Below are 19,407 nucleotides of genomic sequence, written 5' to 3'. Positions count from 1 at the left end.
CTTTCATGTTTTCGACCATCTTGTTGAAGTCTTTTGTTAATATACCGATTTCGTCTTTTGAGGCAGCTGCTGTCTGGACCGTCAAATCACCGCCCGCGACAGCCTTTGTTTTGGCAATCAGCTGCTTAATCGGGCCTGTGATCGTTTTGGCAAGGAAATAGCTTAAAATGATCGCCGCTGCCAAAGCAATGATTGAAACGATCATGACCATTTTGTTCATTTCCTGTGCGACCCACATCAGCTTCGCCGTGTCGAATTGCGTACCGACTTTCCAGCCCGTACCACCGACGGTCTGATAAGCGATCACAGTATCTTTGCCTACTTTGATTCCGTCTTTGGATGACGGGATGTCCCGATATGTTTTGTCTTTCGATATATCGTCACCTTGTTTTGACGGGTGGGCAAGCATTGTCCCGTTTTGGTCCAAAATAAATGCGTAGCCGTCATATGGCATCTTTTGATTTTCGATAATTTTGTTTAATGAATTCAGTGAAATATCTAAGCTGATGACGCCTAATACTTTATTGTCGACAACGACTGCTTTAGCCGCTGCGACCATCATCTCTCCAGACACGACATCTTGATACGGCTCTGTCCAGATCACTTGATCAGGCGTTTTGGCAGCCGATGTGTACCAGGGCCGGGTCGTCGGGTCAAAATCTTTATCAAATTCGGCTTTCGGGTATATCCATATATCTTTTTTTGAAGTCGCTATATACGCATTGGTGACAAATTCGTTTTTATCCTTGATTTGCTTTAATTCGTCGTTGATCAGTCTGCCCAATAATTTATTTTGATCATCTTCTAAAAATGACTGCGCCATTCGACTGTCGCTCATACGATTTAAAGCGATTTCATAGTTTTCTAATTGAAGCTCGATATTACCTTTGATCGAGTTAAGCAGACTTGAAGTCGATTCTTTTGCTTCATCTTCAAGCATCGATTTCAACAAATGTGTTGTGGAAAACTGTAGGACGATAACCGTCAAAATCAGCAGGATGGCAACAAATCCGGCAATTTTGACATGCAGTTTTTTAAACAAATGAAACCCTCCTTTACATGCACCTTCATATTCTTTTTATCGGCCAAAATTTCGAAAAATTAAGATAGCCTGCTAAAATAACGGTATAATGAAGGAAATATCAAAAGGAGTGATGGGCGATCTATAAACAGTTTTACGTCGATAACGGCACTTCTTATCAGCAGGTGGACATCCGCAATTACAACAACAAAGATATTCCCGATTTGATTGCACTCCAAAGAGAATGCTTTCCGCCTCCGTTTCCGGAAGACCTTTTGTGGAATGAAAAGCAGCTCCATTCCCATATTGAACGATTTCCCGATGGTGCACTTTGCGCGGTTTCCGAAGGCCGAATCATCGGTTCGATGACGGCGCTCATGACTGATTTTGATCCGCATCATCCTCACCACAGCTGGGACGAAGTGACAGACAACGGGTATATCGGCACACATCAAAACGATGGAAACTCCCTTTATGTCGTCGATATTTCCGTGTCCCCTCACTATCGAAAACTCGGCATCGGAAAGCGGCTGATGCAGTCCATGTATGAACTGACGGTCTTTAAAGGGCTCAAGCGGCTCATTGGAGGCGGACGGATTCCCCATTATCACAAGTCGGCTGAAGAAATGACGCCCGAACAGTATGTTCAAGCTGTATTGGACGGGGAAAAGCGCGATCCCGTGCTCTCATTCCTGCTCCAGTGCGGACGATCGCCGGTTTGCGTGATTCCCGGCTACATTGAAGATGAGGAATCGCTTCATTATGCGGTCTTAATGGAGTGGAAAAACCCTTTTTTAACATCTCAAAACAAAAAACAGAGCATTTCCGGCTAAAGCTCTGTTATGTGAAATATTCGATTTTTGCTTCGGGAAAATAGTTATCAATATACGTTTCAAGGGCGCTGCGAAGCTCTGCTTCTTCATCCTTCTGGTATATATATTTGCCAATCCCGTATCTGCCCCATTTATAGCGCCGTTTTTCTTCATCCAGTTCGAGCTTTGTCTTTGGATAGTTTTTTTCAATGACTCTTTTTGCCGGCTTCGTGAATCTGTGCTGGATCATTTCAAAGGTAATGTCGCGCCTTGCATGCTGCGGCAGCGCACGATCGAGCTTTTCGAGCAGCACTCTGTAGCCTTCCTGCCAGCCGTCATGAATATAAATCGGAGCGATGATAAAACCAAGCGGATAGCCTGCTTCCGCTACTTTCACGGCGGCTTCGATCCGTTTATCCAAAGGGGATGTGCCGGGTTCAAAACTTTTGATGACATAATCGGCATTTACGCTGAAGCGGAAACGCGTTTTTCCGTTGTGCTTGGCATCAAGCAAATGGTCGACATGATGGAATTTTGTCACGAAACGCAATTTACCGTGGTCGGATTGACCGAAATGCTCAATTGCACGCTTTAATGTGTGTGTCAAATGGTCAATCCCGACAATATCAGATGTGCAAGAAGCTTCAAACCGCGTATCCTCGGGAGCGCGTTCTTTCATATACTGGTCCGCCTGATCAAGTATTTCCTCCACATTGACGTACGTTCTGATATACGGCTTGCTGCCCATTGTCGTCTGCAGATAGCAGTAATGGCAGTGACCCATACACCCTGTTGCAAACGGAATCGCGTATTCTGCGGACGGTTTTGATGAATCGAATTTCAATGTTTTTCTGACGCCGATGACCAAAGTGGATTTCGCATTTCTGTATTTTTGCAGGTGGCCTTCCCCCGGGATATTCCTCACCTGATTGTGTGAAGTCGTTTCCCTGATCTCAAGCCCCATGTTTGAAAATTTATCCCTCAGCTCTTTTCCCAGCGGGTATTCCAGCGCTCTCGGTTCAATATAGACGAGCTGGGGAACAAACGGTTTTACCATTGGAAACAGACACATCCTTTGCTTATTTCCGTTACTTTTTGCATTTAGAGGATGTGATATACCGGTAATATTTTCATATCCCGTCAAATAACTCACGGTAAAGCCGTTCCGCCTCTTCATATGAAGAAAAAACGGCATCATCTTCGGCAAAGGCGTGATATGTATCATACATAAACAATGCCAGTTCACCTTCGTGAAGCGGGTGATCAACGACTTCAGCTTCCTTTATATGCGCGACATTGGCGGCATGCGGGTTCCGGTAAATGACGTAGACCTCATCACCCGGTTTGAATGGCTGCCTGGGCATATCAAAACCCCCCTTTCTAACTATTGGTCACATGTATTATTTCCGCCGCAGCCGAGATCATTCAGATCAACAAAAAAACCCGGACGGGCATTGGTTATGCCTGTCCGGATTTTCAATTGCTTATGCCATATTGAAGGTTTCTTTTACGAATTGTACAACCTCTTCTGTTGTGCTCATGGACAGAATTTGCTCTTTGAACGATTCCGTCTCTTTTTTAGAAAGCTTGCTGATTTGCGTTCTTGCCGGCAGGATTGACGTCGCGCTCATTGAGAACTCGTCCAGTCCAAGACCGAGCAGGATCGGGATCGCGATTTCATCTCCCGCCATTTCGCCGCACATGCCGACCCATTTTCCTTCTTTATGGGCCGCTTCAATGACAAGCGTGATCAGGCGGAGAATCGCAGGATTGTACGGCTGGTATAGGTAAGATACCCGCTCATTCATCCGGTCAGCAGCCATCGTATATTGAATCAGGTCATTCGTTCCGATGCTGAAGAAATCGACTTCTTTAGCGAATTGATCAGCGATCACCGCTGTTGAAGGGATTTCAACCATCATACCGACTTCAATGTCTTCGGAAACTTGTTGACCTTCAGCTTTCAGCTTTTCTTTTTCTTCTAAAAGAATCGCTTTCGCTTCTTTAAATTCATTTACAGTCGCGATCATAGGGAACATAATTTTTAAGTTTCCATATGTACTTGCCCGAAGCAGCGCACGAAGCTGCGTTCTGAAAATCTCTTGCTCATCAAGGCAAAGACGGATCGCTCTGTATCCCAAGAAAGGGTTCATTTCTTTTGGCAGTTCTAAATATGGAAGCTCTTTGTCTCCGCCGATATCAAGAGTACGAACGACAACTGATTTGCCTTCCATACGCTCAAGAACGGTTTTATAGGCATCAAATTGCTCCTCTTCAGTCGGAAGCTGGTCTCTGCCCATGTAAAGGAATTCAGTCCGGTAAAGGCCGACTGCTTCTCCTCCATTTTGCAGAACGCCTTTTACATCATCAGGTGTACCGATATTAGCGGCAAGTTCCACATGATGTCCGTCATTCGTTACAGTCGGTTCATTGACAAGCTTCGCCCATTCGGCTTTTTGCGCCAGGAAGGCTTGATGCTTTTCTTCGTATTCGCTGATTGTTTCCTGGGCAGGATCAACGATGACATCGCCATTGATACCGTCAACGATCACTGTTACGCCGTTTTGAATGCCTTTTGTTGCCGCTTTTGTGCCGACAACGGCCGGAATTTCAAGCGAGCGCGCCATGATGGCTGAGTGGGACGTCCGTCCGCCGATATCTGTTGTAAACCCTTTAACAAAGTTGCGGTTTAGTTGCGCTGTATCAGACGGTGTCAAGTCTTCGGCTACGATGATGACCTCTTCGGAAATCAGACTCGGGTTCGGAATTTCAACGCCGAGAAGATGCCCTGTGACACGCTTGGTGACATCGCGGATGTCTGCGGCGCGTTCTTTCATATATTCGTTATCCATCGACTCGAACATTGTGACGAACATGTCGGCCGTTTCTTTTAAAGCGAATTCCGCGTTGACGGAGTCCGATTTGATTTTGTCTTTAATCGGGTTTAACAGTTCCGGATCGCTTAATACTAACAAATGTGCAGAAAAGATTTCCGCTTTATCTTCTCCAAGCTCTTTCAATGCATGGTTTTTAATGATTTCAAGCTCTTTTTTAGAACGCTCGATGGCGTCTTCAAAACGATTTACTTCCGCATCAGAATCAGAGATGTTTTTCTTTTCAACCGTTAGATCAGGCTCCTCAAGCCGATATGCTTTTGCGATCGCAATACCGGCTGAAGCGCCTATTCCTTTTAGTTCAAGCATTATTCGCCTAAACCTTCGCTTTTCATTGTTTCTTCAAGTGCGGAAAGAGCATCATTTTCATCAGCGCCGGAAGCAGAAATCGTAATTTCAGCACCTTTAGCAATACCTAGTGACATAACACCCATAATTGATTTAAGGTTGACGGTTTTTCCGTTATATTCCAAATTAATATCTGCATCATATTTGCTTGCTGTTTGTACAAGAACAGTCGCTGGACGAGCGTGGATTCCAGAATCTGCAGTTACTTTAAACGTTTTTTGTGCCATTTTTTATCAATCTCCTTTTAATTTAAAGCTTTTAGTACATTCACAATATTATATCATACAGCCGTACATGTCATCTGACAAGTACGGCCATTTTGTGAATTTATTTTTCAACGCGGACGATATCGTCCTGTGTCAGGCTGACATTGCCTTCTGCCTTTAAGCTCACGCTTTCGCCTTCTTGAAGGTTCGTGAACACGATCGGCGTCATCAGGGAAGGTACGCTGTCCTTCACTTTTTCAATGTCGACTTCAAGCAGTTTCTGGCCCGGCTCAACCCGGTCACCTTCAGAAACAAATGCAGTGAAGCCTTCACCTTTCAGGCTGACCGTATCGATTCCAAAGTGGATCAGAATTTCTCTGCCGCCGTCAGACTGCAGACCGATCGCATGCTTTGTCGGGAACACGTTCAGCACTTTCCCTCTTACAGGTGACACAACTGTGCCTTCTGCAGGAAGAATCGCGAATCCGTCGCCCATCATTTTTCCGGAGAATACTTGATCCGGAACATCTGTAATCGGATGAAGCTCACCAGCAAGCGGTGAAACGAATACTTCTTCACCTGATTCATTTTGAAGAGGCTCGACCATGACTTCTTCGATTTGCTGCTCTACTTCCTCGGCAGCGTTTGGTGCTTTTTCAGGACGCGGTGTGCGGCCTGACATAATGTCTTGCATTTGCGATTTTAAATTGTCGGATCTTGGTCCGAAAATTGCTTGGATGTTATTGCCGACTTCTAGCACGCCAGATGCGCCGAGTTTTTTCAAGCGCTCTTTGTCAACTTTCTTCTGATCGTTGACTGTGACGCGAAGTCTTGTGATACAAGCGTCAAGGTGTTTGATGTTTTCTTGGTCACCCATCGCCTCTAGAATTTGATAAGGAAGATCTCCTGCTGCTTCTTTGCCTTCATCAGCGGATTCTGCAGCTGCATCTTCGCGTCCAGGCGTTTTCAAGTTGAACTTGCGGATGGCAAATCTGAATCCGAAGTAGTAGACGACAGCCAGGACTAAACCGACAGGAATGACAAGCCACCAAGCTGTACGGTTCGGCAGAATTCCGAACAGGAAGTAGTCGATCAAACCGCCGGAGAATGTCATCCCGATCTTAACATTTAAAATGTCCATCATCATGAATGACAGGCCGGCAAACACACAGTGAATCGCAAACAGAATCGGAGCGACGAACAAGAATGAGAATTCGATCGGCTCAGTGATCCCTGTTAAGAATGATGTCAATGCTGCTGAACCCATAATTCCGGCAACAAGCTTTTTGTTCTGCGGTTTTGCCTCATGATAAATAGCGAGCGCTGCCGCAGGAAGACCGAACATCATGAACGGATACTTACCGGTCATAAATGTACCCGCTGTCAAATCGACGCCGTCTTTGATTTGCGCCATGAAAATTCTTTGGTCACCGCGGACAATTTCTCCCGCCTGATTCGTATAGCTGAAGAACTCGTACCAGAACGGCGAGTAGAAAATATGGTGCAGACCGAACGGGATCAGGGCCCGCTCAATCATTCCGAAAATGAGAGCTGCGACCGCTTCATTTGCTGCAAGCAAGTTTGTCGAAAAGCTGTTCAGCGCGCCTTGGATCGGCGGCCAGATAAACAGCATGACGAGTCCCAGCAGCAATGCACAAATCGATGTAATGATCGGAACAAAGCGCTTTCCGGCAAAGAATCCTAAATACTGCGGAAGCTCGATTGTGTAGAATCGGTTGTACATGGCAGCGGCCAGGACACCGACAATAATACCCCCGAATACCCCCGTTGCCAATGTCGGTATGCCGAGCATTGTCGTGTATTCCGGATGGTTTTGAGTAAAGAACTGTGCTCTTTCAACTGCGTCGCTTGGAATCGAACCGTTTTGAAGAAGCACTGCACTCATCGTGACATTCATAACAAGATATCCGATAATAGCGGCGATTCCGGCAACACCGTCGCCGTTAGCCAAACCGATGGCAACCCCGACTGCGAAAAGGAGCGCCAAGTTGGTGAACACGACGTCACCTGAACTTTCCATCACTTTCGCAACAAGCTGAACGGTGCTGTTCGTTAAGAATGGTGCGACTTTTGTCATCTGCGGATTTTGCATGGCATTACCAAGCGCTAGCAGAATCCCTGCAGCCGGCAGGATCGCAACAGGAAGCATCAGCGCCCGTCCAATTTTTTGCAGAACGCCAAATAGCGATTTAAACATGTTTTAACCCCCTCTAAGGATAGTTTGACCTTACAGCAAAAATTCATGACAACTTCGTTCAAAAGACTGCTTTTTCATCCAAATAAACCGTTTACATTTCGCCTTTAGAACGACAAAAAAGGCATGGGTGAAAGCGGGTACACTAAGAAACAAAAGACAGCGTCTTCATTTCTTCCCTTTTTTCACTCATGCCTGATCGAATCAGTAACACGTTATAAAGGCGTTATGAAATTTTATTAGTTAAACGGTACAAATGCAATGTCAAATAAACGGCTTCTGCCTCATGAACCGGTTTCTTGAGCGCTTGCTGCAAGATCTTGATCATCTTCCAAGCAGTATTGTAACACAGCGGATATTCCGTTTTCAACAATAACATTAATTTTTCCGGCTCCTGAATCGGCTCGTCCCGTTTAATCCTGTCGATCGTAAAGCGCAAGTGCCTGATCAGCCGCAAATAGTTCACACTTTCCCTGTTGACCTGCATCTGGAACGAATCCTCGATGACCTGGACAAGCCTGGAGATCAGTTGGGAATGCTGATTGACTTCAGAAAGCGGGCGGTTCGTCATCGCACTGTGGATATGAAGTGCGATAAACCCGATTTCGCCTTCAGGCAGCTGAATGTCTGATTTTTCATTTATCATATCGACGGCTTCTTTGGCGACTTCGTATTCCTTCGGATAAAGCGATTCCGTCTCAAGCAAAAACGGATTCTTCATATCAAATCCCTTTTCTAAGCGCTTAACCGCAAATGCGATATGGTCCGTTAACGCGACATGAATGTGTTCGTTCAGCGGCTGGCCGATTTTTTGCGCGATATGGTAGATAACATCATTGGCGATATCAACCATTTTTTCATCGACATAAGTGAGGAGCTTCTTATACTGCGATTGTTCCTTATCATTTTCCAGGATAAACATTTTTTCATAGTTCTCATGTTCGATAAGATCTCCGCGCTTTTTGCCAAAACCGATTCCTTTGCCAATCAAGACAACTTCTCTGTAATCATCATGGAGAGCGATTAAAACGTTGTTGTTGAGTACCTTTTCAACGGTAAAGGATCTGTTCACGATCCTCAGCTCCTTTTTGTCATCAATCTCTCATATCGTACAAAACTCATGAAAGCGCGTCAATTTATTTTGACCTTTTTGATGAAAAATGTCGAAATTTGATCACTGTCTGGAAAATGATTGATGTTTTGATTACATTACACAGTCGCCCTTTTGATCAGCTTGTATGGAACGGTCTGTTTTTCCGGGCCGGCACCGCCGATTCTTTTTCGCAAAAGGCGAAACGCATGCTTCCCCATTTCCTTTATATTAATTTTGATCGTTGAAATGCCCAGCACTTCACTGATTGGCTGGTTGTCACAGCTTAAAATGGCGAGGCTTCCGGGAATATCCACCTGATGACGTTGCGCTTCAAGAAACATACCGGCTGTTACTTGGTCGTTGGCGATAAAAACAGCTGTCGGCTTCTCCTCCATCTCTCTCCATTCAGAGAACAGCTTTTGCCCGTCGGTTATCGTCAGCGACCGCTCGAATACCCATTCTTCCCGGTAAGGCTCCCCGATCGCGGCCAAAGCTTCCTTGTATGCCTCAAGGCGAAAATGGCTGTTCATGCCATTTTTCCTTGCCAAACCAATGGCGATTTTTGTGTGCCCCTTTTCAATCAAAAAATCCAGTCCTAACCGGAAAGCATCTTTGTGCGGAATGCTGACCGTTGAAAAATACCGTTCGCTTGAGTCCTGGCACAGAATGAACGGACCGGTCTCATGCCAGTCCAAAAGCGCTTCATCAGACATCGCTTTTGAACAGAAAATCAGGCCGTCCACCTGTCTTTGTTTCAGCTGCTCCAATGCAAAAATTTCTTTTTCCAATTGATAATTTGTTTGATAAAGCGAAAAGTGAACGCCTTCCTTTGCAGCTTCTTCAGCGATTCCTTCCAGCAGCTCGCCGAAATAAGGGAGGCCGATGGTCGGCAGCACAACACCTATCATATTTGAAAAGCCTTTGGATAAATGAACGGCATGCATATTCCTTGCATATTCGAGCCGTTCAATCGTCTCAAGAACTTTTTGACGTTTTTCTTCTTTGACATACGGGTGGCCGTTGAGAACCCTTGAAACAGTCGTGATGGAAACCCCTGCGGCTTCAGCTATTTCCCTGATATTTGCCATTCGTTTCCCTTCTTTCTTTCAAATCTTTTCATACATGCCGGATCATTTCGCGTCATAAAGAAATTATATCGCTTGGAGACGTGGATTTTGATCGTTTTCGGAATTTTTTTCGGGGTTCTATAAATATGAAGAAAACAGTGAAGAAGATGTACGGAGAAAAAAACCGGCTGATATGAAAATATTTCACAATCAGCCGATACACGAAATATTTTTATCTAAACCATGCTTTTCCAAGGTTATTCATGAAATTGTGATCATTGAAAGGAACGTTTGCGCTTCCGAAATCCGTCGTGTTCAATGCGTTTCTTGCGGCAGGCGTCAAATCTTCCCATCCGATGAGAGGCTGGGTTCCGCCCTTTGCGTTGTCCACATATAAACTGTGGTTAATCGGTGCTTGAGGAGCATCATAGCGGATTTTCGGATGATCACCTTCCATGATCTTGTTGTTTGGAGCTGTTTTTTGAAATTTACCGTGCTGAGAATAAGCGATGGAAAACACTTTTGGATTTTGATTTGCCGGGTTATCGATCCATACGACGATTCCTTCCCAGTCATGTCGATGGCCGAATGCTTTAAAAGGCAGAGGTGAATCTTTAGGAAAATACCATGCGTACATAATCGCCCATACTCCATTGTACCATGCAGAGCGGGAGTACACTTGTCCCACGCTTTTGCTGCAGTGTCCTTCGGGCGCTCCGGTAGGCTCCAGGCCTCCGCTTGTATTGCCTTGTGCGTCAACTGCGGGAAAAGGCACGCAGCCGCTTCCGACCTTTAAATAAGGCTGAAAACGTTTGGCCGCTTTTTGAGAAACCGTCACAGGGGTTACTTCACTGAAGCCTTGCACTTTGTCATGATCAATCACTTTCGCGTCAGCTGCCGGTACGATACTGACAAAAGCAAATATCGACAAAAACAGTACATATCCTAATGTTTTCACTCTTTGCTAGCTTCCTTTCATAAATAATGGACTTCAAATCATTAGAGAAGTTTTTTAACGCTTATTTGTGTGGGGGTGAATCCGCAATCATTGCGGGGACTGAAATATCTGGATGAGAGATGAAATTGTCTGCGGCAGATTTAATTTGTCAGCGTTTGTCCCATTTAATCCCTCCCTTCTTTTGAGCTTAGTATACAAATTTTTAACATGAGAATAATGATGCAATCCGATTATCTTTTGATCAATCTAAATCCCCATAATAAAAACAAAAAGGCGCTGTAGATTCATTCTTCAAACGATCATCACAAGACTTTTTCAACGTCAATCATATTAAGCGGCTCGGCAAAATTCCTGAAAACCCTGACATCAGGGTTTTTTATTAATTTAGGGCTTGATATGGAAAGCGTTTCATAATTTAGAATGAAGTCAGCACCGGTGCTGAACACGTTTTCATTCCAGAAAGGGGAAGAAAAATGGGTATCTTCATTCTGATTCTATTATGTATCGTTATCGTACTGTCTTCAAAAGCGGCGATGAAACCGCTTAAAGAAAAACACGAGATCAAACCATTCCGTTCCTTTGACGATTTTTTCATTTCAAAGGATTGACGCGGGTAATAAGACAAACGATTCACGTCAGCATAAAAAAGAACCCGCGCGCGGGCGCGGGTTCCGTTTTTTAAGAAATGACAGTCAGCTCTTTTGGATACTTTGTCAGCGCTTCTGCTCCATCGGCAGTGACAAGTACATCATCCTCGATGCGCACCCCTCCGATTTCCGGCACATAGATGCCGGGTTCAATCGTGTATACCATACCTTGTTTTAAAAGCTCATCATTGTTATGGCTCATGGACGGATATTCATGAGGCGAAATCCCGAGCCCGTGCCCGAGACGGTGAGGAAAGTAATCGCCATAGCCCGCTTTTTCGATGATGCCGCGCGCTTTTAAATCAAGATCACCGATTCTGACACCGGGTTTGCTCATCTTAAGCGCCTCCGTTTCGGCCTGAAGCACCGTATCATATATTTCTTTTTGTTTTTCACTCACATTTTGATACACGAGCGTTCTTGTAATATCAGAGCAGTAACCGTCAATGATCACGCCTAAATCAAAGAGGACGAAATCGCCCGGCTTAAGCGTGCGGCTGCCCGGGTTTCCGTGCGGCTGTCCTGACTTTTCTCCGAAAAGGACCATTGTGGAAAACGACATCCCCTGGACTCCTTTTTTCTTCAGCTCATACTCGATTTTAGCGACGACATCGATTTCCGCTATCCCCTCTTTTAATGCGGCGGCTCCTGCTTCGACTCCGTAATCGGCAAGCTTGGCCGCTTCACGGAGGATGCTGATTTCTTTTTCGTCTTTGATGACGCGGATTTGGTTCAGCCTTTCTTCTGCAGAGACAAGCTCCGCACCGTTTGTGACCGCCTGCAGCATTTCGGCGCGCGACAGAGCAAGCGTTTCTTTTTCAACCGCCACTTTTGAACATTGGCTGTTTCGCTTTTGAAGCGCTGAGGATATGAGTTCCCAAGGGTTTTGATGATCCCCGTATCCGATGATCTCATACGCCCAGCCGGCTGCTCTCGCCTGACCAGCCTCCATTTGCGGACAAACAAAAAACGGCTCTTCATCTTGAAAAATAAAAACGCCCATCAGCCGTTCGTGCGGTTCTGTATAAAAGCCGGTAAGATAAAATACGTTTTCTTTTGAATGAATAAAAGCCGAAGATATGTTTTTTTCTTTCAGCCAGGAAGAGATTTGTTCAATTCTTTCCATGCTCCTTTTCACTCCTTGAGACAGTTTCCGTACCATACATTTAACATGTAAAAGCATCACATCCATTGTATCAGTTTTTCCCGTCTCTTGCTCACCGCTTATGTATTGTGGGGATGCCGCCCGCTTCTATTATTGCCGCCTCTTCCTCAAACAGCCCTCTGATGTGAAAAAACGGCTGCCGTTAGCATGCAGCCGTTTCTTTATTTAGGATTTCAGCAGCCTGAGACCGTTTAAAATAACAAGCAGCGTGCTGCCTTCATGTCCGATGACACCGAGTGGCAGATCAAGAATTTGAAGAAAGTTGCTGCAGATTAAAAGACAGATCACACCAAGAGAGAAAATCACGTTTTGTTTAATGATCGTATTCATTTTCCGGGAGAGCCGAATCATTTTGGTCAGTCCTGTCAATTCGTTTTTCATTAAAACAACATCCGCTGTTTCCAGTGCGACATCTGTGCCTCCCCCCATTGCGATCCCCACATCAGCGGCGGCAAGGGCCGGTGCATCATTGATTCCGTCTCCCACCATAACGATTGTTCCGTATGTTTTTTTCAGTTTTTGCGCTTCCTCTACTTTTCTGTCAGGAAGGCATTCTGAAACGACGATTTTCAAGCCCGCTTCTCGTGCGATGGCCGCTGCGGTTTCAGGCTGGTCCCCGGTCAGCATCGCCGTCTGAACACCAAGCGCATTCAGCTCTTCGATCACCGCTTTAGCTTCCGGTCTGATTTGGTCTTTTAATGCAAAACACCCCGCGATTTTTTCGCCTTTTTTCACGAACACAATTGTTTTTCCCTGCTTGGCAAGCTCCTGAACAGCCGCCGTGAGAAATTGCCCGGCTGCCTCTTCCCCGACAAATCCAGCTTTGCCGATCAGCCATGTCTCTCCATTGTATCGAGCCTGAACGCCAAACCCTGACGTCTCCTCGATTGACACATTCGCGGGAGGCTCGATGCCTTTTGCTTCTGCATACTCGACAATCGCTTTGGCAAGCGGATGGCCTGACTGCTTCTCAATCGCAGCAGCAGCCTCCAAGCATTCGCGCTCCTCGATATCAGCAGCTAAAAGCATATCCTCCACGCCGGGCTTTCCGTTCGTAATCGTTCCCGTTTTATCCAATGCAAAGATTTTGCTGTTGCCAAGTTTTTCAAGAAAAACACTACCTTTGACAAGCAGGCCGTTTCTTGCGCCATTCGAGATTAAAGACAGCGCGGCAGGCATGATTGAAGCGACAAGGGCACACGGCGAAGCGACGACCATGAACACCATCGCTCTGTAAAATGTCTCGCTCCAGCTCCAGCCAAGCAGAAAATGTGGCAGAAAGAGCAGCAGTCCGACAGCAAGCAAAACCCCTTTAACGTAAATATTTTCAAACCGCTCAATAAACGCCTGTGACGGCGAAACACTGTTTTGTGCAGACTCAACGAGCCGAATGATCTTTTTGAACAACGAATCTTCATTTGTCTTTGTGACACGGACGGTGAGCGATCCGCTCAAATTGACTGTACCCGCAAAAACCGCGTCTCCGAGGGTTTTTTCCGCGGGGATTGATTCACCCGTTAGTGCCGATTCGTCGATACTCGTTCTTCCCGATTCGATCTCCCCGTCTGCCGCAATGCGTTCCCCGGGTTTAATAAGAATGAGGTCGCCCGCTTGAAGATCGGCCGCCGCCACGGTTCTTGTTCTTTCTTCTTCGAGCAAAACGGCTTCCGCCGGCTCCAATTTCATCAGCGATGTCAAATCGCGTTTGCTTTTATTTAATGTATACGTTTCAAGCGCCCCGCTGAGAGAAAAGATAAAAATTAACACGGCCCCTTCAGCCCAGTAGCCGATCAGCGCTGACCCGACCGCCGCAAAAATCATCAGAAGTTCAACATTCAGCGTTTTTTCCGCCAGCGTTTCTTGTATACCTTCTTTCGCTTTGGCAAAGCCGCCGATACAAAAAGCTAAAATAAACAGAACAACGGACAATGTTTTATTGCCGGACAACAGCCAGCCTGCAAGAATCAACAAACCCGACAAAAGCGCAGCAATCAATTCCCCGTGCTGCCTCCAATTTTCAAAATGAAACGTGTGACGGTTCTGCTGCGATTGTTTCCCGATCTCTAATTGCATCTCCAATATCCTCCCTAATTGAGAATGTAATTCATCGTCAATTTCCTTCTTAAAAAACAAATTGCCGCCTCATCGGCAGCATAAACATGGAGTATTTTATTTATATAAAGGGTATGACTGCTTCTTGTCCATTGAACACACCCTTTTCTATTTCTCATTATAGCACGGCTTTCTACGTTTTCAAATAATAATTATTATAATTTCTTCATGATATTAATTATCATTTAGATTTCAAAAAAAAGCTGAACCCCCGGCTCAGCTTTTCCCTGCCCATTCTTTCAATTGTTCCACAGTAATGGGTCCGACAACCGATTTCTCCAGCTCTCCTTTTTCGTTAAAGAAAAATGTTGTTGGAATCGTCATGACATTGTAGGCTTTCATCATTTCGCCCTTTTTGTCAAAAACGATCGGAAATGTCAGCTTGTTTGCTTTAATAAACTGTTTCACCTTCTGTTCGTTTTTTTCGGCATTCAGCAGATTCACGGTCACGAGCTTTACTCCGGATTGCTTGCTTTCATAGTAGGATTGGAATCGCGGAAGCTCTTCACGGCACGGCGGACACCAGGTCGTCCAAAAATGAACGATCGTCTTTTGGCCTTCGGCGGGAATGACGACGCGCTGCCCCTCCACCGTGTTCATCTGCATGACTGCCGGAGAAGCATATTTTGCAGAGGCCTGCGGCTGAAATACGAAGGCTCCGAAAAAAAGCAACAGGATGAGCGGATAAATAAGACTGATTCTTCGCATATGAACTCCCCTTCTTTTTAGTATTAGCTTCCCCGCAAAAACCAAAACTATGAAGAGGGTCAATCAGCGGCTTTCAATTCTCGGAGATCGGGATTTGTTTGTCAAAAAAAGCGTGACGCCCAGCTCTTTGCAAATCGTCACATAATGCAGCGCCGTCAGCAAAATCATTCCGGTATTCATCGCTAGGATGATCCCCGTCATCTGCAATGTCTGCATGGATCCGAGAACATACATCATCAAAAACGACAAAACACTGGCCCATACATTATGATAAAAGGCATCTTTGGCCAACCCCATTCCGATTAAACAGGCCTGAAACGGCATGGCAAAAAAGTGAAATAAAAAATACGGCCACAGCATTTTCAGGTAAAACGACGCCTTAACCGAATCGAAAAATAAGTGGGTCAGCGGATCTGCAAAGTGATACATCACCATAACGGACGGTATGCCGTAAAACAGCGTGATGAAGATCGCCTGTTTAATCCGTTTGATCACTCTTTCGTATTGTCCGTAAGCGTAGCTTTCGGAAATGCTCGGGATCATGACGACCATCAGTGAATGGGCGATGAAAGCCGGAAAAAAGCCGATTGTCATCGCCACCCCCGAAAGCATGCCGAACTGGTCGATGGCCGATGTTCTCGATACGCCAGCGGCAAGCAGCGTCCCCTTCACCAAAAAAGGTTCAACTGCGTTTGTCACAGCGTGAAAAACGCGCAGCCCCGTCGTCGGGATCGAAACCGTGAGCAGGCGCTTTAAAACATCGTTTCTCCGCAGGTGGATCTGCTGCCCTTTTTGAGCGGCGCGCCTGACCAAAACAAACTGAGAAAACAGATAAACAAACACGACCACTTCACTTGCAACAAGGACAAACAACGAGATCAGAAGAGAAGTATCCAATTCAAAGGAATACCATTGAAAAAATAAAAACAAGCCGATGAGTTGAAAGATTTTTTTCAGGGCATTCGCCGTTGCGATTTTACCCATTTGCTGAACGCCCATGAAGTAGCCTCTCGCGATCGACGTAAAGGCAACCGTAGGGATCATCCCGATCACAAGCCCTCTGATCAGAGGGTGGTAAGAATCAAAAACCGGAATAAATGGAAGAATGATCACTGCAGCTGCCGTGGAAAAAACCGTGCAGACCGCAGTCATCCGCAATGCATGTTTCAGCATGCTTTCGTGCAGCTTCGGGGTGGACTCGGCGATAAACTTCGATATCGATACAGGCAGCTCAAGGCTCGCAATCACCACAACTAAAAAAATGGAAGGCAAAACACTCATGTAGAGCCCCATGCCATGCTCGCCAAGCTCCCGTGCAAGAATCATGTTGATGACGAATTCAAGACATTCTGCAAAAAAAGCAGCTAGCGAAAGAAGAACGATTCCTTTTACAAAACGGTTCATGAGGTCTCTCCTTGTCTCACGGGTTTATCCCATCATATGAGACAAGTCTAAAAATTATTTTCTTTTTCATTGAAAATTGATTTTCATAAAGTATCAAAAACAAATTTTTTCTTGGGCTGTGAAAAGTGAGAAAGAATTGCATATAAAAAGCAGTCAAGGCGGATGGCCCTGACTGCTTTTTAGATCGCAAAGACATGATTGCCGATGCGCTTCACGACTTTTCTTGTTTTAATCCAGTCATCAGAAGCGATGTCGGGATTATAGAAAAATAAAGCGTCTGTTTCTTTTTTATTTTGATCTACCGCTTCTTCCACAGCTTCAACTGATTCGCGGTCTGCTTTTTTCTCGATGCTGCCGTTTAGAACGGGCTCAAAAGCGTTTCTTTGATAGATCACGCTTTTTACGCTGTCAGGAAATCGGCCGTCTTCCACCCGGTTCAGGACGACATTGGCAACAGCCACTTTTCCTTCAAATGACTCGCCTTTCGCTTCGGCATGTACAAGCCTTGATAAAAGATCTTTTTCTTTATGTGAAAGATCCGTCGTCTCTTCATCAGCTTCTTCTTTTTCCTGCTCCTCTTCAGCCGGCAGATGCGCGGCTTCAATGAAGCTTTTTTCATCTGTTAATTGAAAAGCAGGATTTTCTTCCTGTTTAAGGCTTTCCATCAGCCGTTCCATTTCCTGTTTATCTTTTTTCGAGAACAACATGACAGCTTGAGCATGTTCGATTCTTGCTGCCGGCAGCATGCAGATTAAAAACGCAGCTAGCGCAGCAAATTTCGATTTCATTTCCTTCCTCCTTGTCAAATCTTCATCGAAAAAAACATATGTTTTACACTAACAAGACGAATCGCTGATTTCATTGCCAAAATGTTGGCATCCCTTCCATCAAACTGTCCGGTTGTCACATTATTGCAGACGGCCGGACGATTTCATGCAGAAAACACCAAAATCTCCAGAAACATATGGCTTCACACAAATAAAAAAAGCTTTCTCAGCCGGTCTGAGAAAGCCTTTTTCAGCTTCTTGCCTCTTTCATATATTGAAATATAATATCTCCGCCATGCTGGGCAATGCCGCGAAAATGCTTAAAATCTTCCTGCTTTGTTAAGATGGCTCTGAAAGAAAGAAAATCTTCTTTTTTTACGTGGAGTTCATGAATGCTCCCTGACCTTAATTGCTCGATCTGATCGATGGCATTTTGCTCTGTCACCTGTTCTCTCCCCTTTTCTCTCATCATCTTTAACTAATTAACTATAACATTAAGTCACACCGGGTACAACAATAGTGATGCCGCTTCCCAAATTGCTTTACTTCTCCAAGAAAATATTGCAAAATACTTTCAATAGGTTAATTTACTTTAAAGGAGAGGAAGTCACTTGAAAATTGCAAAAGTCGGGAACGTCATCGAATTTAAAAACGGACTCACCGGAATCGTAGAGAAAGTAAACGAAAACTCTGTGATCGTCGATGTTACGATTATGGAAAACTACAGAGACTTGGAACTGGACTCCTTAACCGTCGTCAATCATAAAAACTATAAAATTATTAAAGATTCCCTGCATTAATCAGCCGCCCTTTACAGCACATATTCACGATTTCCACGCAGCTTTATTTCCACAAGTTTTTCTGCAAAAGGAAAAACCGCCTGCCACCCGGGTCCGGCGGTTTTTTTCCTCTGTTCCCTGCATCGTCCCGAAGAAGTTTGCTATTTGAAGCATCGCGCCGCGCCGTAATCGATGCCGCTTTTTGATTGAACAGCTGAAAAAACCGGCGACCGTGCGGAATGAAATGAAATACCCGACCGCTTTCCGGCTCCTTAAAACATTATTTTAAAATAGATCTCCGTATCAGTACATTTTCAATTTCATGATCAGTTTAGGAAGACATTATCGTCCAAGCGTGCTTTTTCTTGGATTAAATCCTAAGTTTTTATCGATTCTATTGTCATTCAAGTAAATGCTGTAAGTCCCTGGTGCCAGCTCTTCCATGTCTTCAATATCCTGCACCACTTGATTATAAATGCGTTCACTTGGCCTTGTATGTGCTTTTTTCATATATAAATTTATATTGATATCACATGATTTTGGGGTGATTTCTTCATCTTCTAATTTTTCCTGCCAGTCTTGTTTGCTTCTTTTCGGGTTTTCTAAATATGCTGAATAAAGGTCATCCTTCCAATCAGCAGTTAAAGAAACAGCATAATAAGGCGTCTGATATCCCTTACCGCTTGTGTTATCAACGGCTGCCTGCGTTTTGCCTACAATCGGCTCTTCTTCTGTTAGCTTCTCTAAATAGTAATCTAGCGCGGCAAATTCGTCTTCAAAAGCCAATGCGTATATCGCGCTTGTAATCGAGTCTTTCACGTCCAACTCCGATGAACGGATCGCGTCAGTCTGCACCTCTTTCTTGTCCAAATCAATTTTAATTTTTGCACTTGTGTAGAAATGCAATTTTCCGATCGATTCAGCATACACAGTAACAAATCCATGCCCTCCGACAATGTTATGGACTTTTACCTTTGTTCTATATTGATCCAAGAAATAATCTTTTACAGTTTTTTCAACCTCATCTCGATGCGCTTCTGCGATCTCAGCGGTTTCTTTCTGATAACCCCTGCTCTGAATATGAAAATCTTGTCCTGTGTAATCTTGGACGCTAATGTCAGACTCCTCTCTGTTCTGACATCCGCCTATAAATAAAAGTAAACCAATTCCAAGCGCTGCTGCTTTTTTATATTTCAAAACTGTATCCTCCA

18 protein-coding genes and 1 pseudogene are annotated in these 19,407 nt (G+C 44.9%); 3 read left to right on the top strand and 16 right to left on the bottom strand.

The window, feature by feature from the left end:
- Window positions 1–13: 13 nt before the first annotated feature.
- Window positions 14–940, bottom strand: a pseudogene (locus tag MHB72_RS22880) (HAMP domain-containing protein); the annotation flags it as partial.
- Between the two features lie 221 nt (window positions 941–1,161).
- On the opposite strand from MHB72_RS22880, the gene MHB72_RS08460 reads away from it, so the two are divergent.
- Window positions 1,162–1,854 (top strand): GNAT family N-acetyltransferase, encoded by a 693-nt coding sequence (locus tag MHB72_RS08460; RefSeq protein ID WP_216920823.1) that lies wholly within the window; start codon window positions 1,162–1,164, stop codon window positions 1,852–1,854.
- 7 nt (window positions 1,855–1,861) lie between these two features.
- Here MHB72_RS08460 and splB read toward each other — a convergent pair whose 3' ends face one another.
- The 8 genes from splB to MHB72_RS08420 all read right to left on the bottom strand — a co-directional run bounded on the left by splB (window position 1,862) and on the right by MHB72_RS08420 (window position 10,614).
- Window positions 1,862–2,890: a spore photoproduct lyase gene (splB, locus tag MHB72_RS08455; protein WP_023857297.1), complete on the bottom strand. Its 1,029-nt coding sequence runs from the start codon at window positions 2,888–2,890 to the stop codon at window positions 1,862–1,864.
- A 73-nt stretch (window positions 2,891–2,963) separates the two neighbouring features.
- Window positions 2,964–3,197 carry a transcriptional regulator SplA domain-containing protein gene (locus MHB72_RS08450; protein ID WP_025808421.1) on the bottom strand — a complete coding sequence of 78 codons (234 nt, stop codon included), beginning with the start codon at window positions 3,195–3,197 and terminating at the stop codon, window positions 2,964–2,966.
- Window positions 3,198–3,317: 120 nt separating this feature from the next.
- Entirely contained in the window at window positions 3,318–5,036 is a 1,719-nt protein-coding gene (ptsP, locus tag MHB72_RS08445) for a phosphoenolpyruvate--protein phosphotransferase (RefSeq protein ID WP_216920471.1), read from the bottom strand.
- Window positions 5,036–5,302 carry a phosphocarrier protein HPr gene (locus MHB72_RS08440; protein WP_003181247.1) on the bottom strand — a complete coding sequence of 89 codons (267 nt, stop codon included), beginning with the start codon at window positions 5,300–5,302 and terminating at the stop codon, window positions 5,036–5,038. The genes ptsP and MHB72_RS08440 overlap by 1 nt, the downstream gene beginning before the upstream one ends.
- 100 nt (window positions 5,303–5,402) lie before the next feature.
- Entirely contained in the window at window positions 5,403–7,499 is a 2,097-nt protein-coding gene (ptsG, locus tag MHB72_RS08435) for a glucose-specific PTS transporter subunit IIBC (protein WP_020451176.1), read from the bottom strand.
- 223 nt (window positions 7,500–7,722) lie between these two features.
- A complete protein-coding gene (glcT, locus tag MHB72_RS08430) occupies window positions 7,723–8,568 on the bottom strand; it encodes a glucose PTS transporter transcription antiterminator GlcT (protein WP_003181243.1) in 846 nt (281 codons plus the stop codon).
- Window positions 8,569–8,705: 137 nt separating this feature from the next.
- Entirely contained in the window at window positions 8,706–9,677 is a 972-nt protein-coding gene (locus MHB72_RS08425) for a LacI family DNA-binding transcriptional regulator (protein WP_128822342.1), read from the bottom strand.
- 211 nt (window positions 9,678–9,888) lie between these two features.
- Entirely contained in the window at window positions 9,889–10,614 is a 726-nt protein-coding gene (locus MHB72_RS08420) for an NPP1 family protein (protein ID WP_145624700.1), read from the bottom strand.
- Window positions 10,615–11,087: 473 nt separating this feature from the next.
- On the opposite strand from MHB72_RS08420, the gene MHB72_RS08415 reads away from it, so the two are divergent.
- Window positions 11,088–11,222: a hypothetical protein gene (locus tag MHB72_RS08415; protein WP_003181237.1), complete on the top strand. Its 135-nt coding sequence runs from the start codon at window positions 11,088–11,090 to the stop codon at window positions 11,220–11,222.
- 70 nt (window positions 11,223–11,292) lie between these two features.
- Here the strand turns inward: MHB72_RS08415 and MHB72_RS08410 are convergent, their stop codons facing one another.
- The 6 genes from MHB72_RS08410 to MHB72_RS08385 all read right to left on the bottom strand — a co-directional run bounded on the left by MHB72_RS08410 (window position 11,293) and on the right by MHB72_RS08385 (window position 17,886).
- Window positions 11,293–12,387, bottom strand: a complete 1,095-nt coding sequence (locus MHB72_RS08410; RefSeq protein ID WP_128822338.1) for a M24 family metallopeptidase — start codon at window positions 12,385–12,387, stop codon at window positions 11,293–11,295.
- A 204-nt stretch (window positions 12,388–12,591) separates the two neighbouring features.
- Window positions 12,592–14,499, bottom strand: coding sequence for a heavy metal translocating P-type ATPase (locus tag MHB72_RS08405; protein WP_216920469.1), 1,908 nt, complete (start codon window positions 14,497–14,499; stop codon window positions 12,592–12,594).
- 255 nt (window positions 14,500–14,754) lie between these two features.
- Window positions 14,755–15,246, bottom strand: coding sequence for an endospore biogenesis thiol-disulfide oxidoreductase StoA (stoA, locus tag MHB72_RS08400; protein WP_216920467.1), 492 nt, complete (start codon window positions 15,244–15,246; stop codon window positions 14,755–14,757).
- A 63-nt stretch (window positions 15,247–15,309) separates the two neighbouring features.
- A complete protein-coding gene (locus MHB72_RS08395; protein ID WP_023857303.1) occupies window positions 15,310–16,650 on the bottom strand; it encodes a polysaccharide biosynthesis protein in 1,341 nt (446 codons plus the stop codon).
- Between the two features lie 179 nt (window positions 16,651–16,829).
- Window positions 16,830–17,438: a cell wall hydrolase gene (locus MHB72_RS08390; protein WP_020451169.1), complete on the bottom strand. Its 609-nt coding sequence runs from the start codon at window positions 17,436–17,438 to the stop codon at window positions 16,830–16,832.
- Between the two features lie 229 nt (window positions 17,439–17,667).
- Window positions 17,668–17,886 (bottom strand): hypothetical protein, encoded by a 219-nt coding sequence (locus MHB72_RS08385; RefSeq protein ID WP_371268714.1) that lies wholly within the window; start codon window positions 17,884–17,886, stop codon window positions 17,668–17,670.
- Between the two features lie 142 nt (window positions 17,887–18,028).
- Between MHB72_RS08385 and MHB72_RS08380 the strand changes: the two genes are divergently transcribed.
- Window positions 18,029–18,217, top strand: a complete 189-nt coding sequence (locus tag MHB72_RS08380) for a YkvS family protein (RefSeq protein ID WP_003181225.1) — start codon at window positions 18,029–18,031, stop codon at window positions 18,215–18,217.
- Between the two features lie 321 nt (window positions 18,218–18,538).
- Here MHB72_RS08380 and MHB72_RS08375 read toward each other — a convergent pair whose 3' ends face one another.
- Window positions 18,539–19,393 carry a DUF1672 family protein gene (locus MHB72_RS08375; protein WP_128822335.1) on the bottom strand — a complete coding sequence of 285 codons (855 nt, stop codon included), beginning with the start codon at window positions 19,391–19,393 and terminating at the stop codon, window positions 18,539–18,541.
- Window positions 19,394–19,407 lie beyond the last annotated feature (14 nt).

This window comes from Bacillus sp. FSL K6-1284, from assembly GCF_038002625.1.
GTDB classification, from domain to species: Bacteria; Bacillota; Bacilli; order Bacillales; family Bacillaceae; genus Bacillus; species Bacillus paralicheniformis.
This window is presented reverse-complemented; position numbering and strand designations above follow the sequence as displayed.

What these genes read in the sequence shown, in the direction of transcription:
- splB (WP_023857297.1), bottom strand. Translation starts at nt 2,890, where the DNA reads ATGGTAAAACCGTTTGTTCCCCAGCTCGTCTATATTGAACCGAGAGCG.
- MHB72_RS08450 (WP_025808421.1), bottom strand. Translation starts at nt 3,197, where the DNA reads ATGCCCAGGCAGCCATTCAAACCGGGTGATGAGGTCTACGTCATTTAC.
- ptsP (WP_216920471.1), bottom strand. Translation starts at nt 5,036, where the DNA reads ATGCTTGAACTAAAAGGAATAGGCGCTTCAGCCGGTATTGCGATCGCA.
- MHB72_RS08440 (WP_003181247.1), bottom strand. Translation starts at nt 5,302, where the DNA reads ATGGCACAAAAAACGTTTAAAGTAACTGCAGATTCTGGAATCCACGCT.
- ptsG (WP_020451176.1), bottom strand. Translation starts at nt 7,499, where the DNA reads ATGTTTAAATCGCTATTTGGCGTTCTGCAAAAAATTGGACGGGCGCTG.
- MHB72_RS08425 (WP_128822342.1), bottom strand. Translation starts at nt 9,677, where the DNA reads ATGGCAAATATCAGGGAAATAGCTGAAGCCGCAGGGGTTTCCATCACG.
- MHB72_RS08415 (WP_003181237.1), top strand. Translation starts at nt 11,088, where the DNA reads ATGGGTATCTTCATTCTGATTCTATTATGTATCGTTATCGTACTGTCT.
- MHB72_RS08410 (WP_128822338.1), bottom strand. Translation starts at nt 12,387, where the DNA reads ATGGAAAGAATTGAACAAATCTCTTCCTGGCTGAAAGAAAAAAACATA.
- MHB72_RS08405 (WP_216920469.1), bottom strand. Translation starts at nt 14,499, where the DNA reads ATGCAATTAGAGATCGGGAAACAATCGCAGCAGAACCGTCACACGTTT.
- stoA (WP_216920467.1), bottom strand. Translation starts at nt 15,246, where the DNA reads ATGCGAAGAATCAGTCTTATTTATCCGCTCATCCTGTTGCTTTTTTTC.
- MHB72_RS08395 (WP_023857303.1), bottom strand. Translation starts at nt 16,650, where the DNA reads ATGAACCGTTTTGTAAAAGGAATCGTTCTTCTTTCGCTAGCTGCTTTT.
- MHB72_RS08390 (WP_020451169.1), bottom strand. Translation starts at nt 17,438, where the DNA reads ATGAAATCGAAATTTGCTGCGCTAGCTGCGTTTTTAATCTGCATGCTG.
- MHB72_RS08385 (WP_371268714.1), bottom strand. Translation starts at nt 17,886, where the DNA reads ATGAGAGAAAAGGGGAGAGAACAGGTGACAGAGCAAAATGCCATCGAT.